The organism is Streptomyces humidus (assembly GCF_014649655.1).
Classification (GTDB): domain Bacteria; phylum Actinomycetota; class Actinomycetes; order Streptomycetales; family Streptomycetaceae; genus Streptomyces; species Streptomyces humidus.
On record NZ_BMTL01000032.1, the window covers coordinates 25,058 to 40,309 of the forward strand.

Annotated in this window: 16 protein-coding genes; 4 read left to right on the forward strand and 12 right to left on the reverse strand. The window is 72.6% G+C overall.

Going from position 1 to position 15,252, the window contains the following annotated elements; genetic code table 11:
- Positions 1-18 precede the first annotated feature (18 nt).
- Both IE239_RS31220 and fdxA read right to left on the reverse strand, forming a co-directional pair.
- Positions 19-1,113: a bifunctional succinyldiaminopimelate transaminase/glutamate-prephenate aminotransferase gene (locus tag IE239_RS31220; RefSeq protein ID WP_190152799.1), complete on the reverse strand. Its 1,095-nt coding sequence runs from the start codon at positions 1,111-1,113 to the stop codon at positions 19-21.
- Between the two features lie 113 nt (positions 1,114-1,226).
- A complete protein-coding gene (gene fdxA / locus IE239_RS31225) occupies positions 1,227-1,550 on the reverse strand; it encodes a ferredoxin (RefSeq protein ID WP_190152800.1) in 324 nt (107 codons plus the stop codon).
- A 140-nt stretch (positions 1,551-1,690) separates the two neighbouring features.
- Here fdxA and IE239_RS31230 point away from each other — a divergent pair, with 140 nt between their 5' ends.
- Both IE239_RS31230 and IE239_RS31235 read left to right on the forward strand, forming a co-directional pair.
- Entirely contained in the window at positions 1,691-2,806 is a 1,116-nt protein-coding gene (locus tag IE239_RS31230) for a GNAT family N-acetyltransferase (protein ID WP_190152866.1), read from the forward strand.
- Positions 2,803-3,657: a transglutaminase family protein gene (locus tag IE239_RS31235; RefSeq protein WP_190152801.1), complete on the forward strand. Its 855-nt coding sequence runs from the start codon at positions 2,803-2,805 to the stop codon at positions 3,655-3,657. The genes IE239_RS31230 and IE239_RS31235 overlap by 4 nt, the downstream gene beginning before the upstream one ends.
- A 56-nt stretch (positions 3,658-3,713) precedes the next feature.
- On the opposite strand, the gene IE239_RS31240 is transcribed toward IE239_RS31235, so the two are convergent.
- The 10 genes from IE239_RS31240 to IE239_RS31285 all read right to left on the reverse strand — a co-directional run bounded on the left by IE239_RS31240 (position 3,714) and on the right by IE239_RS31285 (position 13,949).
- A complete protein-coding gene (locus tag IE239_RS31240; protein WP_190152802.1) occupies positions 3,714-4,331 on the reverse strand; it encodes a response regulator transcription factor in 618 nt (205 codons plus the stop codon).
- On the reverse strand, positions 4,328-5,524 hold the full coding sequence (locus tag IE239_RS31245; RefSeq protein ID WP_190152867.1) for a sensor histidine kinase: 1,197 nt from the start codon (positions 5,522-5,524) through the stop codon (positions 4,328-4,330). The genes IE239_RS31240 and IE239_RS31245 overlap by 4 nt, the downstream gene beginning before the upstream one ends.
- A gap of 5 nt (positions 5,525-5,529) precedes the next feature.
- Positions 5,530-6,270, reverse strand: coding sequence for an ABC transporter permease (locus IE239_RS31250; RefSeq protein WP_190152803.1), 741 nt, complete (start codon positions 6,268-6,270; stop codon positions 5,530-5,532).
- Complete coding sequence (locus tag IE239_RS31255) at positions 6,267-7,214, reverse strand: ABC transporter ATP-binding protein (protein ID WP_373308174.1); 948 nt, start codon at positions 7,212-7,214, stop codon at positions 6,267-6,269. The genes IE239_RS31250 and IE239_RS31255 overlap by 4 nt, the downstream gene beginning before the upstream one ends.
- Before the next feature lie 82 nt (positions 7,215-7,296).
- Complete coding sequence (locus tag IE239_RS31260; protein WP_190152805.1) at positions 7,297-9,810, reverse strand: peptidoglycan binding domain-containing protein; 2,514 nt, start codon at positions 9,808-9,810, stop codon at positions 7,297-7,299.
- 154 nt (positions 9,811-9,964) lie between these two features.
- Positions 9,965-10,375, reverse strand: a complete 411-nt coding sequence (locus IE239_RS31265) for a DUF6113 family protein (RefSeq protein WP_190152806.1) — start codon at positions 10,373-10,375, stop codon at positions 9,965-9,967.
- Positions 10,375-11,274, reverse strand: a complete 900-nt coding sequence (gene mshB, locus IE239_RS31270; RefSeq protein WP_190152807.1) for an N-acetyl-1-D-myo-inositol-2-amino-2-deoxy-alpha-D-glucopyranoside deacetylase — start codon at positions 11,272-11,274, stop codon at positions 10,375-10,377. The genes IE239_RS31265 and mshB overlap by 1 nt, the downstream gene beginning before the upstream one ends.
- 99 nt (positions 11,275-11,373) lie before the next feature.
- A complete protein-coding gene (locus IE239_RS31275; protein ID WP_190152808.1) occupies positions 11,374-12,255 on the reverse strand; it encodes a hypothetical protein in 882 nt (293 codons plus the stop codon).
- A 24-nt stretch (positions 12,256-12,279) separates the two neighbouring features.
- Positions 12,280-13,149, reverse strand: coding sequence for a helix-turn-helix domain-containing protein (locus IE239_RS31280; RefSeq protein WP_190152809.1), 870 nt, complete (start codon positions 13,147-13,149; stop codon positions 12,280-12,282).
- A 326-nt stretch (positions 13,150-13,475) separates the two neighbouring features.
- Positions 13,476-13,949 carry an ATP-binding protein gene (locus IE239_RS31285; RefSeq protein WP_373308176.1) on the reverse strand — a complete coding sequence of 158 codons (474 nt, stop codon included), beginning with the start codon at positions 13,947-13,949 and terminating at the stop codon, positions 13,476-13,478.
- Positions 13,950-14,060: 111 nt separating this feature from the next.
- Here IE239_RS31285 and IE239_RS31290 point away from each other — a divergent pair, with 111 nt between their 5' ends.
- Both IE239_RS31290 and IE239_RS31295 read left to right on the forward strand, forming a co-directional pair.
- Positions 14,061-14,939, forward strand: a complete 879-nt coding sequence (locus tag IE239_RS31290) for a helix-turn-helix domain-containing protein (RefSeq protein WP_229878421.1) — start codon at positions 14,061-14,063, stop codon at positions 14,937-14,939.
- Positions 14,936-15,148, forward strand: coding sequence for a DUF397 domain-containing protein (locus IE239_RS31295; RefSeq protein ID WP_190152811.1), 213 nt, complete (start codon positions 14,936-14,938; stop codon positions 15,146-15,148). Before IE239_RS31290 ends, IE239_RS31295 begins: the two co-directional genes overlap by 4 nt.
- The last annotated feature ends 104 nt before the right edge of the window (positions 15,149-15,252 follow it).

The window sequence follows — 15,252 nt, forward strand, 5'->3', positions numbered from 1 at the left end:
CGTCGGCGCGAGCGGGGACTACAGGCGGTCCACCGCCGCTCGGACCCGCTCGTCCGTCGCCGTGAGGGCCACGCGCACGAACTGCTCGCCCGCCTCGCCGTAGAAGTCGCCGGGCGCCACCAGGATGCCCCGGTCGGCCAGGGCGGCGACCGTGGTCCAGCAGGACTCGCCCCGTGTCGCCCAGAGGTACAGGCTCGCCTCGCTGTGCTCGATGCGGAAGCCGTGGGACAGGAGCGCCTCGCGCAGGAGGGCGCGCCGGGCCGCGTAGCGTGCGCGCTGCTCGCGGACGTGGACGTCGTCGCCGAGGGCCGCCACGACGGCCGCCTGGGTGGGCGCGGAGGTCATCATGCCGCCGTGCTTGCGGATCTCCAGCAGGGGGCCGAGGACGGCCGGGTCGCCCGCGAGGAAGGCAGCGCGGTAGCCGGCCAGGTTCGAGCGCTTGGAGAGCGAGTGGACCGCGACGACGCCCTCGTACGAGCCGCCGTTGACGTCCGGGTGCAGGACCGAGACCGGGTCGGCCTCCCAGCCCAGCTCCAGGTAGCACTCGTCGGAGAAGACCAGCACCCCGTGCCGCCTCGCCCAGGCGACGATCCGGGTCAGCTCCGCCTTGGACAGGACCCGGCCCGTGGGGTTGGACGGCGAGTTCAGCCAGAGCAGCCTGAGGTTCGTCGGGTCCAGGGCCGTGGGGTCGTCGTAGACCTCGTACTGCGCGCGGGCCAGTCGCGCGCCCACCTCGTACGTCGGGTAGGCCAGCCGCGGGTAGGCCACCCGGTCGCCGGGGCCGAGACCGAGCTGGGTCGGGAGCCAGGCCACCAGCTCCTTGGAGCCGACGATCGGCAGGACGTGCCGGTGGGTGACCTCGCGGGCCCCGAGACGGCGCTCCAGCCAGCCGGTGATCGCGTCCCGCAGAGCCGGGGTGCCCCAGACGGTGGGGTAGCCCGGCGAGTCCGCAGCGTCGATCAGGGCCTTCTGGATCAGGTCCGGAACCGGGTCGACCGGGGTGCCGACGGAGAGGTCGACGATGCCGTCCGGGTGCGCTGCGGCCGTCTTCTTGTACGGCTCCAGCTTGTCCCAGGGAAAGGTGGGAAGACGGTCGGAGACTGCGGAGGACACGGTGGCTGGCTCACTTTCGTGACGACGGCAAACGCCTCGGCCCCGTACGGCGATCGGGCGGGATCAGGCCGTACGGGACCGAGGCGGCACGGAGTGCGGGCCGCTGCTGCGGATTACTCGGCCGCCTGCGGCGGCAGCGCGGCGATGACGGGATGGTCGCGCTCGATCAGACCCAGCTTGCTGGCGCCGCCGGGCGAGCCGAGGTCGTCGAAGAACTCGACGTTCGCCTTGTAGTAGTCCTTCCACTCCTCCGGAGTGTCGTCCTCGTAGAAGATCGCCTCGACCGGACAGACCGGCTCACAGGCGCCGCAGTCGACGCATTCGTCCGGGTGGATGTACAAGGACCGCTGGCCCTCGTAGATGCAGTCGACCGGGCACTCTTCGATGCAGGCCTTGTCCTTCACGTCGACACAAGGCTGCGCGATGACGTAGGTCACGCTGTCGTTCCTCCTCGATAGGGCGCCGGCGGGCCTCCTCAGGCTCCGCCGCCTGGCGCGCGGGAGCGCGGCGTCGTCGATGCCCGCCCCTAGTATCTCCGTTCTTGGGCATGATCCGAACAGGAGGGGTGAACCGACCTGTGGAAATCTCGGCCGCCGGACGCCTGGAGGTCCGCATCACCGCCGCTGACGTGGGCAAACGCGTCTCCGTGCGGCGCTTGAGCGGTGCCGCGCCCATAGGGGACAAATTCACCGACACGGTCGGTGTTCTCACATCATGGGACGACGGTGTGCTCGTGATCACACGGAAGACTGGGGAAAGCGTCCGTGTTGACGCGTCCTCGCTCGTCGCCGGGAAGGTCGTGCCGGCCGCGCCCGCACGCCGCCGCGGACCCGCCGCCTCCTACGCGGAGCTGGCCCGGGTCGCCGCCCGGGCCTGGCGTCCCCTGGAGAGCGAGCGGCTCGGCGGCTGGGAGCTGCGGGCCGCCGCGGGCTTCACGCGGCGGGCCAACTCGGTGCTGCCGCTCGGCGACCCCGGGATGCCGCTCGACGCGGCCCTGGACGTCGTACGCGACTGGTACGGCCGGCGCGGGCTGCCCGCCTATGTGCAGACGGCGACGGGCGCCGAGGGCACGGAGGAAGTGCTGAGCGCCCGGCTGGAGGAGCGCGGGTGGGTGCGCGAGGTGACGGCTCAGCTCTGGATCGGGGCGCTGGCGCCGGTCGCCGACCGGGCGGAGGCAGGGGGCGTGGTGACGGCCCGGGAGGCCGACGGGGCGTGGCTGGCGCGGTATCGGCGCAAGGGGGTCGGTGAGGCGGCCCTGAAGGTGCTGGCCGGGGGCTCTCCCCGCGCGGGCGAGGCCGGGAGCGGGGACGGGCCGTCGGTGTGGTTCGCGTCCGTGCCCGGACCGGACGGCGGGGCGCCGGCCGCGATCGGGCGGTGCGTCGTGGACGGGCGGTGGGCCGGGTTCGCCGCCGTCGAGGTCGATCCGGCGCGCCGGCGTGAGGGCCTCGGCACGACCGTGATGGCCGCGCTGGCCCGGCGGGCGCTGGCGGAGGGGGCCTCGGCTGCCTGGCTGCAGGTGGAGGAGGAGAACGCGGGCGCGCGGGCGATGTACGCCGGGATGGGCTTCGTCGCGCATCACGCCTACCACCACTACCGGGAGCCGTCCGCGGAACCCTCACGGGACTCCGCGCGGGAGTCCTCGCGGGAGTCCTCGCGGGAGTCCTCGCCCCGGTCCTCGACGGGGGCGTCGTGAGCGAGCCCGGGAGCGGGATCGACGGCGGCGAGGTGCGCCGGCGGTTCGCCGAGGAGGCGAGGGCCGAGCGGCCCGACCTGGCGCTGCTGTGCCTGCTGATCGGCGCGGCGGCGGATCCGCGGCTGGACGAGGCCGGTCTGGACGCCGCTCAGATCGAGCTGGACCGGCTGGCGGGTCAGCTGCCGTTCCGGCCCGGCGGGCCGCACGCGTGGGCGGTGGCGCTGCGGGATCTGCTCGGCGGGCTGTACGGCTTCGGCGGGTCGGCCGCGGACTACGAGCGGCTGGAGTCGTCGCTGCTGCACGCGGTGCTCACGCGGCGCCGGGGACTGCCGATCCTGCTGTCCGTGGTGTGGATGGAGGTGGCGCGGAGGGCCGGGGCCCCGGTCCACGGGGTCGCGCTGCCCGGGCACTTCGTGGTGGGGTTCGGGCCGCCCGGGGACATCGAGCGCCAGGTGCTCGTCGACCCCTTCGACGGGGGCCGCCTGCTGACCGGCGGCGATGCGGAGCGGTTGGTCGCCGGGGCGACGGGGGCGCCGCTGGAGCCGTCGATGCTGGAACCGGCGGAGCCGCTGGACGTGGTGGTGCGCATCCTGAACAACGTCCGCTCCTGGGCCGCGGCCCGTCCGGAACGCTCCGACGTCGCCCTGTGGGCCGTCGAGCTGGGGCTGGCCGTACCCTCGCACCCGGCCCGACTTCGTTACGAAAGAGGCCAGTTGCTGGTTCAGCGGGGCGACTTCGTCGGCGGGGCCGTCGAGTTGGAGGAGTACGCGTCGCTGGTGGAGGTGGTGGACGAGGCGATGGCGGAGCGGGTGCGCAAGGAGGCGTTCGCCGCACGGGCCCTCCTGAACTGACGCCGCGCGGTCCCGCGAACCCCTCCGCCCCGGTCAGCCGGGCTGCGGCCCGGGCCTCACAGCCAGCCCTTCTCCCTGGCCGTGCGGACCGCCTCCGCCCGGTTGCGCACCGCGAGCTTCTGTATGGCCGTCGACAGGTAGTTGCGGACCGTGCCCGGGGACAGGTGCAGCGCGGCGGCCAGTTCCGCGTTGGTCGAGCCGTCGGCCGCCGCCCGCAGGACCTCCCGCTCGCGCTCGGTCAGCGGGTTGGCGCCCTCCGCCAGGGCCGCCGCCGCGAGGGTGGGATCGATGACCCGTTCGCCCGCGAGGACCTTGCGGACCGCCTCGGCGAGCTGGGCTGCCGGGGCGTCCTTGACCAGGAACGCGTCGGCGCCGGCCTCCATCGCGCTGCGCAGATAGCCGGGGCGGCCGAACGTGGTGAGCACGACCAGCTTCAGCCGCGGCAGGTGGCGGTGGAGTTGAGCCGCGGCCTCGAGGCCGGTCGCGCCCGGCATCTCGATGTCGAGGAGGGCCACGTCGACGTCATGGGCACGGGCGGCCGCCAGGACCTCGTCGCCCCGCGCCACCTGGGCGACCACCTCGATGTCGTCCTCCAGGCCGAGCAGGGCCGCCAGGGCCTCGCGGACCATCGACTGGTCCTCGGCAAGCAGGACCTTGATCGTGCCACCGGTCATGAGCGGGATCCTATGCGGGAGGCGGGGCCGGCCGGGACGCGGGCGGTCAGCCTGAAGCCTCTCTTCAGGCGGCCCGCGTCCAGGGCGCCGCTCGCCTTCTCCAGCCGTTCGGTGAGGCCGGTGAGACCGTTGCCGAAGCCCTTGCCCGGGCCGCCGGAGCCGTCGTCCTCGACGGAGAGCTCGACGACCGGGCCGTCGAGGGTCTGACGCCGTACGACGTCCACCGTGCAGCGGGTCGCGCCGCTGTGCCGTACGACGTTGGTGATCGCCTCGCGCAGCGCCCAGGCCAGAGCGGACTCGCTCTCCTCGGGGACGCCCTCCAGGTCCGGTTCCGCGGGGATCGCGGCGACCACGCCGGCTGCCGTCAACGCGACTTGCGCGCCCGCCAGTTCGGACGCCAGCCGGGGGCGGCGGTAGCCGGTGACCGCCTCGCGCACGTCCACCAGGGCCTGACGGCTGACCTGTTCGATGTCGGCGACCTGCTGGGCCGCCTTGTCGGGGTGGCCGGGGAGCATGCGGCCGGCGAGCTCGCTCTTGAGCGTGATCAGGGACAGCGAGTGGCCCAGCAGGTCGTGCAGGTCCCTCGCCAGCCGCAACCGTTCCTCGTTGGCCGCCAGTTGGGCGACCGTCGCACGGGCCTTGCGCAACTCCACCGTCGTCCGCACCAGTTGGCTCACGCCCGTCATGGCGAACCCGATGAGCAGGACCAGCACGAGGAGGTTGAGGGCCTCCTCCTCGTCGCGGCGCAGGCCGACGAGGAGCATGACCGCGCCGGTGCCCGGGATCGTCCAGAACGCCGCCCGCAGCGGGAGCACGCTCCCGCAGGCCACGGAGACGTAGCAGTACAGCCCGAGCCAGGCGGAGCCCAGGGTGAGGCTCAGGACGGTGGCGAGCACCGCCATGGAGCCGATCAGGGAGCCGACGAGCTTCGGGACGAACGGCACGTCCCCCATGTTGCGGAACAGCAGGCAGAGATAGAGGGCGACGAACACCGCCAGGCCCAGCCAGCCCGCCGCGGTGGCGCCCGCGGTGTGGTTCCCGGAGACGAGGTCATGGACCGGCGAGCTGAGGAAGACCAGCCAGACGCCGATCCAGAGCAGCTTGCGGCGCCACAGGTCGCGCCGGTTGCGGGCCGCCAGGCCCGGCAGGATCCCGGACTCCCGCCGGGCCTCGTACGACTGGTCTTCCGTCATGGCGCTCACGCCTTCAGCGTGTCCTTCCGGTACAGCCAGGCCGCGCCGCCCGTGAACAGGGCGAAGAAGGCGACCAGGACGGCGATGTCCCTGGCGTGCGGGGCCTGGCTCTGTTCGATCGCCTGGCCCAGCGCAGCGTACGCGTGGGTGGGGACCCATTCGGCTATGTCCCGCAGCCAGGCCGGGAAGGTGGCCGTGGGCCACCACAGGCCCCCGAGGATGGACAGCCCGAAGTACGTGATCATCGTGATCGGGCGGACGGCGTCCCCGTCGGCGAGGTAGCCGATCGCGACTCCGAGGGCGGCGAAGACGAGACTGCCGGCCCAGATCGCGGCGGTGAGGGCGCCCCACTGCCAGGCGTCCAGCCGCACGTCCTTCAGGACCGCGGCGCAGACGAACACCACGACGATGGACGGGAGGCTCACCACGGCCGCGGCGGCGGTCTTGGCGAGGACGTATCCGCGGCCCGGGAGCGTGGTCAGCCGCAGCTGCCGCACCCAGCCGTTCTCGCGCTCCTTGGCGATGCGCTCGCTGTTGCCCATCAGGACGGCCGTGAGAGCTCCGAAGGAGGCCATCGAGACCATCATGTACGTCGGGAGGGTCAGGCCGGTCCCGTCGACCTTCGTGGTGGCGCCGGAGGTGCTGGAGATCAGCAGGAACAGGACCGACGGGTAGATCACCGAGAAGAACAGGAACTTGCGGTTGCGCAGGGCGCGGGCGAGCTCCAGCTTGATCAGGTTGTTCACTTGGTCTTCGCCTCCTCGGCGGCGGTGATGGCGACGAAGGCCTGCTCCAGGCCGAGCCCGGCGACTTCGAGGTTGCGGGGGTAGAGGCCGAGTCCGTACAGCGCGTGGACGGTGGCGTCGGCGTCGGCGGACTGGATGCGCACGGTGTGCCCGGACCCCGCGGCGGAGTCGTTGCGGGACACGGTGAGGGCGGTGAGGAAGGGCAGCTCGCGCAGGGCCCGTTCGTCGGTCTCGCCCTCCAGGTCGAAGGAGATCCGCCGCGCGCCCGCCCTGGCCTTGATCTCGGCCGCCGTGCCGTCGGCCAGCAGACGGCCCCGGTGCAGGACCAGCACCCGGTCGGCTATGGCGTCGGCCTCTTCCAGGTAGTGCGTGGCGAACAGGACGGTGCGGCCCTGGTCGGCCTGCTCGCGCATGGTGGCCCAGAAGGACTGGCGGGCGGTGACGTCCATGCCGGTGGTCGGCTCGTCCAGGACGATCAGGTCGCTGTCGCCTGCGGTGGCGAGGGCGAACCGGACGCGCTGGGCCTGGCCGCCGGAGAGCTTGTTCACCTTGCGGGAGGCGATCTGCGCGATGCCCGCACGGGCCATCACGTCGGAGGCCTTGTACGGCCTGGGGTGCAGGGCGCAGGCGAGGCCGACGAGTTCGGCGACGGTGACCTCGTCCATCAGTCCGCCGCTCTGCAGCATCGCGCCCACCCGGCCGGCGACGATCGCCTCGCGCGCGGTGCCCCCGAAGACGCGGACGGCGCCGCTGTCGGGTTGCTTGAGGCCGAGGAGCAGGTCGAGGGTGGTGGACTTGCCGGCTCCGTTGGGTCCGAGCAGCGCCACGGTCTCCCCCGGGCGCAGCGAGAGCGTGAGGCCGTCCACGGCCCGTACGTTCCCGAAGTTCCTGCTCACCTGGTCGAAGTCGACCACGGGTGCTGTCTGCGTCGTCATGACGGTCATCGTCGCGCGGGGGGCCGTCGGGGCGGCAGTGCCGGACGTCCGGGGTGCCGCATGACAGATGTCATGCGGCACCGCCGACGCGTCAGCTGGGGTCGGTGTCGATGACCCCGGTCCGGTTCGTCGTGCTCTTCAGGGCCGGACGCAGGGCGCCGATGACGTCCTGGACCGTGACGGCCGTCTTCTGACCGGTGCCGCGGGTGATCAGGACGCCGTTGAAGGTGCCGCCGTAGAGCTCGGTCAGCGCGGCCTGGTCGTAGCTCTCGACGAGCTTGCCGTTGACGGCCTTGACCCGGAGGAACTTCCACAGGGAGTTCTTCGGGCTGAAGGAGACCGCGTGGGCGGCGTCGGTCATGACCGTGACCTTGCCGGACATCGCCGGTTCGGCGAACTCCTTCATCATGCGGTCGACCTCGGCGTCGGGCACCGTGGGCTGCCTGGTGGTCGTCGGCACCTTCACGCCGGCCGCCGAACCGGTCTCCACCTGGGTGCGGTAGGCCGCCACCACGGCGTCCTGGGCCTTCGCCGCGTCGATGCCCTTGCCGGCCTTGCCGTAGACGGGGACGGCCTTGCCGGGCTCGAACTTGACGGTGCCGTCGGTGGCCGAGCCGGAACCGCCCGCCGCGCTCTGCAGAGCGGCCTGGAGCTTCTCCTCGTCGACGGGCATCGCGGGCTCGACCTCGCGGTGCTGCCCGAACAGCGAGCCGACCACGGAGAGCGGGTTGTAGTCGCTGCGGGCGGCGGCGTCGACCGTGGCCTGGAAGTCGAACTGCAGGCCCGCCTGGTCCGGCTTGAGGGTGACCGTGCCGCCGTCCACGGAGAGCTTCAGCGGCTGCCCGACCCGCTTGCCGAAGGCGTCGTCCAGCTTCTTGACGGCGTCGTCGCGGGTGCCGCCGCCGATGTCGACGCCGAGGACGGCGGTGCCCTTGGGCACGTCGGAGTGGTTCATCAGCAGGCCGGCGCCGTAGAGGCCGACGCCCGCGACGACCACCAGACCGCCGAGCAGCGGGAGCTTGCTGCGACCCTTCTTTTTCTGCTTCTTGGAGCCGCCCGCGGACGGGCTCTTGGCGCCCGGCTGCGTGCCCTTGGGCGGGGTGTGCGGCAGCGGTCCGTCTGCGGACGCGCCGCCCGGTCCGAAGGGCCCGCCCGAGCCGCTCGTGCCGTCGGCCGGGACGACGGGGATGCCGCTGGTGACGGTGTGTCCGGAGACGTTGTCGACCGGACGGCCGCCGTAGCCGCCCGCACCCGGTTCGGGGGCGTGCTTCTGCGGGGTGAGGATCGCGGTGTCGTCGCTCAGGCCCCCGCCGGGGAGCCGGCCGGGGCCCACGCCGGCGCCGACGCCGGGAGCGGCGGACCGCGGCCCGCCGGGACCGCCGGGACCGGACGGCGTACCGGGGCCGCCGGGGGTTCCGGGAGCGCGCGTGGCGCCGGGAGCGCCGCCGTTCACCGGGGGCACCATCGGGCCGTCGCCGGTGACCGGGCCGGTGGTCGGGCCCGCGGGGCCGCCCTGCGGTCCGCTGGGAAGGCCGCGGGGGCCGCCCGGCCCGTCGGGGCCGTTGAAGTCGTAGGAGCCGCTCGGACCGTTCGGACCGCCCGGGAGGCCGGCCTGGCCCCTGGGACCGCCGGGAAGGCCGTGGGAACCGTCCGGGAGGCCGTTCGGGAGGCCTTCCGGGAGGCCGTTCGGGCCGCCGGGACCGCCGTTCGGACCGGGGAGGCCGTTCTGGCCGGTGCCGGAGAAGTACGGCAGGTCGTCGCGGCTCGACTCGGCGCCGCCCCGGCCCTGTGCCTGACCCGGCCCCTGTGCCTGTCCGGGACCTTTTCCTTGTCCCTGGCCCCGGCCCGGACGCGGGCCGTTGCCGAGGGGGCCACCGGCGAGCGCCTCGGTCACGTCGAAGGAGCCCGTGCCGCCGCCGTGCCCTGGTGCCACGGGACCGCCCGTGGCGCCGGAGAGCCCTGCGCCGTTGGAGCCGCCGGAGCGGGCGCCGCCCGGCACGCTCATGGAGCCGACCACCCCGCCGGGACGCCCGGGGCCCGGGCGCGCGCCGCCGGAGGCGGGTGCGCCGGGAGCGGGCGCCGCGGCCGCGGGCGTGCCGGCCCCGGCGGCCGAACCGCCCGGCAGACCGGCTCCGTTGGTCCCGCCACCGCCCTGACCGCCCTTGGCGGGCCCGGACTTGCGCGGCGCGAACCAGTCGCTCCTCTTGTCCTCGGCGCCGGTCCCGGGACCGGCGGGCAGCTCGAACGAGCCGGTGTCGGACGAACTCGGGCCGACGGCGGCCGAAGGCGCGGCCTGCTGCGCCTCGACGCCCGTGTCGGCCCTGCCGCCCGGTCCGTCGTCCGCCGCGTGGTCGGCATCGCCGACGGGCGTGCGCACGACGACCGGCGGAATGGGCCGCGATCCGGGGATGTTGATGCGGATCCGCGTCGTCAGCGTGGTCTCGGTCTTGCGTTCCTCCGGCCGCGCGGCCGAACGGCCCGCGTCAGCACCGCCGTCGGACACCATGGGGGTGCCGTACGGCGGCGTGCCCGAGGGGTATGCGGCTCCGCCGCGCCCGTTGGACCCGTTGGGCCCGGAGGACGGACTGTCAGTTTCACGACTCAAGGCAGGTTCTCCAGGTTGGCTCCGCCGCCCGCCACGACCTCACGGGCAGCTCGGCGGCGCGCACCACCATACTGGCCACTTCTGGCCCGTATCCCACGACCGCCGGGGAAACCCACACGGGACTCCCACGGGCGGGTCACGGTGAAGTGGTACGTCACTTCCCAAGTCGGACGTCGTCGCCGAGCGGTTGCCGCCCCAAACCAATGGTGGCGCAGATCACAGCAAGTGCCATGCCGCCGAGCAGGAAGAGGTACGAGCCGCCGCCCGCGCCGAACAGGAAGTCACCTTCAGGTCGCCCCGCGGTGCACAGCACGACGGCAACCATCCAGCCGACGGCGGGCGCGACGGCACCGGCACGGGTGCCGAGGGCCCGCGCGCCGCCGATGAACAGTCCGGCCGCGCCCGCGAGCGCGAGGATCAGACCGCCGGGGAACGAGCCGGCCTGGACGAGCGCGCCCGCGACGCCGACGACCGCCCCGAGCAGCAGGAGCGCCGTGTAGGCGGCGGCCCGTCCGGCGGAGGGCATCCGCAGCGGCTGGGCGAGCATCGAGCCACGGTCGGACATCAGGCCGCCTCCGCCGTGTCGTCGACGCCCGCGAACAGGTCGGTCTCCCTGTTCCCGGCGGGCCCACCGGCGGACTCACCAGCGGGTCCTCCGCGCACGAGCTCGTAGTACTCGGTCGTGAAGAGGGGCTGGGCCAGCTCGTTGGACAGGACGAAGTACCGGTCCCCCGGGGCGACTTCGATCTGCGTGGCGTGCGCGCGCAGCGCGGCGGCCTTGGCTGCCGCGGGGGCGCCCGTGCCGTCGATCTCGGCGGTGACGCGGTCGTCGTCCACGACGCCCGGCACGTCGGAGACGGCGGCGCTCCTGGTGAAGGGGAGCCCCGGCAGCTCGTCGCGGAGCCGGGCGAAGGCGCCCTCGGCGACGGACCGGGGGACGCGGTTCCAGTACACCTTGGGGATGCGCCACCCGGCAGCCTCGGCCAGTTCCGCGGCCCGCATGGCGACGCGGTGGGCCTGGATGTGGTCGGGGTGGCCGTAGCCGCCGTCGTCGTCGTAGGTGACGAGGACCTGGGGACGCACCTCCAGGATGACCTCGACGAGGGACGCGGCGGCGGCGTCTACATCCGCCTGCCAGAAACAGTCGGGGGCGTCGTTGTCGGGCAGGCCCATCATCCCGGAGTCGCCGTAGCGGCCGGGGCCGCCGAGCAGCCGGAAGTCGTGGACGCCCAGTGCGGCCATGGCCGCGGTGAGCTCACCTCTGCGGTGCGCCCCCAGGGCGGGGCCGGTCAGCTCCCGCAGCTGCGGCGGGATGACCTCGCCGCGCTCACCGAGGGTGCAGGTGACCAGGGTCACATGGACGCCCTCGGCCGCGTACCTGGCCATGGTCGCGCCGTTGTTGATCGACTCGTCGTCCGGGTGCGCGTGCACCAGCAGCAGACGCCGCGCGGGCAGTTCCGTCATGACCCCAACCCTACGAGGCGACGCCCTCCACCGGTCATCCACCCGCCCTCCCGTCACCCGTCGCCGACGAGCACAGGCCCCGACGACTCCCGACAGGGCTCAGGCGCCTTCGCGGTCGCCCGTGAAAATCGATTCGGCGGACGACGCGGTGACGGCCCGGAGGAGCCAGTCCCGCAGCAGGTCCGGGTCGTCGCAGCCGGTGACGCGTTCGCGCACCTCGTCGGAGACGTCGAGGCCACGCGCCTCCAGCACCAGCAGGATGTCCTCGGCACGCCCCTGGGCGCGACCCTCGTCACGGATCTCTTCGGAGATGTACGACTTGTAGAAGGAGAGGTCCACGGCCACCAGGTTCCTCCAGAATTCTCCGGCCGGGCGATTGACGCCGAGGCCTTGAGCGGTGAGCTCGATGATCGGGTCAGCAACAGCTTCGGGCACATTTTGCAGAGCGGTGGACAGGGCTTTCAGTATCCCATCCACTGCCGGGTTCTTCGCGTGGGTGATGGCGGACAGTGCGGCCAGGGCCAGGTCAGCGCTGGCCTCGTCCGGATCGGTGATCAGCGGCATGTTGTGCGGACCTGCCACGAGCGGACGCACCGTGAGGGAGGCCCACCACTGGGGGCCGATGGGCACGGGCTGTGCGGCCCACTCGGCCGTGATCCGGTCCTGGCAGACGACCAGGAGTACGGGCGGCGTCTTGTACTTCGCGAACAGGAAGGACACGTAGTAGGCCCAGCTGGCCGTCTTGTCCGGGTCCTTCGCGCTTTGTGCTTCGACAGCCAGCAAGAACGACTCGTCGCCGTCGAAACGCAGCAGCGTGTCGACGCGCCGTTCGACGGGTCGGGTCTCGGTGAGATCTGTCGGCAGAACCGTCACGCGGTCGGGTGGGACGAACGGGAGGCCGAGCACTTTGGAGACGCCGGTGAACAGACCGGGGTACTCCTGGAAGATGCGGTGCATCGCCTCATGGGACGAGTTGACCATGCGTTTCCTTTGCTTGTGGGGTCTTCAGAGGGCCGCCGCCGACTGTTCTCTGCAGTCGCGGCAGCGGGCGTCCGGCTCGGGTGAGCGGATGCCTCGGTCCCAGCCGTCGCAGTTCCGCATCCGGGGCGGGGCGGGCGGCGGTGGGGACGCCGGTGCACGGAACGGCGGCGGAGGTGGCAGCAGGGCGGTGAGCCGGTGGGCCAGAAGGGCGGCGGGACGGCGGACGCCCTCGGGCGGAAGGTCGGCGGTGAGGGCCTGGCGTACGGCGGCCGGGCTGACGTCCCGCTCCAGCCAGGCGGCGACGCCGAGGGCGAGGTGGGCCGTGTCGCAGGCGGAGAGGAGGAGGCCGGGGTCGTGACGGCGCAGGCCGGCGAGGAGATCGGTTGCCGCCTGGAGGAGAGCGGGGGCGGGGTAGCCGGGGCGCGGGACGGCGGGGAGCGGCTTGCGGGGTGTGCGCGCCTTCGGCTTGGCGGGGGCCGCGGTGTCGTGGGCGTGTCCGGCGGCTGCCGGGCGGCGGTCTTGGCGGCCGGGCTGGTTGCAGGAGACCGCGCGGGTGACGAACCGGCCGCCCGGGACACGGCAGCGCTCGCGGCGCAGATAGCCGTGGGACTCCAGTTCGCGCAGGGCGGCGGCGATACGGGTGGCGCCCTCGGGGAAGCGGGCGGTGAGGGACTTGATGTCGACGCGGGCGCCCTTGGGCAGCGACTGGATGTGCACTCCCAGTCCGATGGCCAGGAGCGACAACTCCCGGTGCTGGGCGAGGTGGTTGCCGATCACCGTGAAGCGGGTGGTGTGCCGGGCGTTGTCGTGGGTGAGCCCGCTCGCGGGGAGGTGCTTTTTGCCCGCCTTACGGGACTCGGGGCACTGGGTCGCGCTAGGGTTTTCCGTATCCATCAGGAAGGTCCTGCTTCCTCGGTGGTCAGGCCCTCGCATCGGGATTGCCGTCCCGGCGGGGGCCGTCGCATGTCTGGTGGGGTGGTGAGCGCTGCGGCTCGGTACTGCGTTGCGCTGAGCGTAAGTCAGGCAACCCGTCACGAATCCAGCCGAGTTGGGCATATTCACTCGCAGGAGTGAGTTTGGCCGACGGGCGGGAGGGGTGGGGCTTGGTCGGGTTCTTTCTCCGCACTCGTGGTCCTTGGGAATGAGCGCCACTTGTCCCGAAGCCTGAGAATCCGGGTTCCGGTGACGGACGCGCGTCGCCTCGTCCGGTCTTCCGGCGGTCAGGAGTCGTGACGGCTCCGAACGTCCTCCGGCGGCAGTACGACCTCGGCCCAGACCGTCTTGCGCGGGTGCAGCTCCGGGGCCCAGCCCCAGCGGTCGGCGAGGGCCTCGACCAGGAGCAGTCCACGGCCGGACTCGGAGTCGCCCTCCGAGCCCGCGGGCCGCAGGCGGGGCGGCCGGTCACCCGCCGTGTCGGTCACCTCGATGCGGAGCGTGTTCGCGATGACGTAGAGCGTGAGGCGGAAGTCCCGGCCCGGTACACGTCCGTGGGTCACCGCGTTCGCGGCGAGTTCGGCGACGATCTGGCCGGCCGGGTCCATCGGCATTCCCCAGGAGCGCAGTTGTTCGACGGTCAGCAGCCGGGCGAGGCGCGCCCCGCGAGGCGTGGGGGACAACCGCACGCTGAAGTTGCGGAAGTGGCGGCCGGGCAGCCGGGTCCCGGAGGAGACGGAATTCTGGATCACGTCACTCAGAGTGGCCGCTCCCGCTTACCGTGAACAGTGATGAAGCCGTTGCGTACGGTGACCGTCCGGGCGTTGTCCGCTCGTGTCAGGACTGTCGGTTCGGATGACGGAGGGGTGCGAATGACACAGGTGAACGGCACACCGGTCCAGGTCGAGGAGGAGGCGGACGAGCCGGGTTGGGAGGTCGACCCGGACGACGACTGGGGTGTCGCCGTGGTGGAGACGGTGGGGCGGCAGCTGAAGCTACGGCGAGAGGCCGTCGGGATGCGCGCCGCCGAGTTCGGGCTGGCGGTCGGGTACGGCGAGGACCTCGTCTACAAGATCGAGAGCGGGAAGCGGATCCCCCGACCCGAGTACCTGGACAAGGCCGACAAGGTGTTGGGAGCGGGCGGACTGCTCTCGGCGATGAAGGAGGACGTGAAGAAGGTCCGGTACCCGAAGAACGTCCGCGAGATCGCCAAGTTGGAGGCGCAGGCGGTCGAGCTCGGGGTGTACGTCGGGCTCAGCCTGCACGGGCTGTTGCAGACGCCGGAGCATGCGCGGGCGTTGTTCGAGGCCCGGCAGCCTCCTTACTCGGAGGAGGAGGTGGAACGTCTGGTCACCGCCCGCATGACACGGAAAGCGGTCTTCGACAAGTCACCCGTGCCCGCGCTGAGTTTCGTCCAGGAAGAGGCTGCCCTGCGTCGTCGCATCGGAGGCACAATGGTGCGCCGCCGACAGCTCGAACACTTGCTGGAGGTGGCACGGCTGCGCAACGTAACGTTCCAGGTCATGCCGACGGAGAGCGGCGCCCACCCTGGAGTGGATGGCAAGATCGAGTTGCTGAAGTTCGCAGACGGTACGGCGGTTGGGCGTTCCGACGGGGCGTTCAACGGCCGACCTACGACCGAGCCGAAGGAACTCCGCATCCTGGAACTGCGCTACAGCACCATCCGGGCCGAGGCACTCACGCCCGGAGAGTCACTCGCCTTCATCGAGCATCTGCTGGGAGAGACATGATCCGCAAGCACCCCACCGGAGCCCACTCGGAACTGGCCTGGTTCAAGAGCAGTTACAGCGACGGCACCGAGGGAGACTCTTGCGTGGAGATCGCCACCACCCCCGGCACCGTCCACGTCCGGGACTCCAAGTACGCCGAAGCCAGCCCCCGCTTCACGCTCTCGCCCAGCGCCTGGGCCGACTTCGTGCCGTACGCGTCCGAGGGCTGACCGAGGGGCAGCAGCGAGTGCCCTGAGCGTTCTTCGCCGCCCGGCGAGCGGGCCGTGGCCGTGAACTCGTTCAGGGCGGCCTGGAGGTCGCGCGGTGAGTCCCG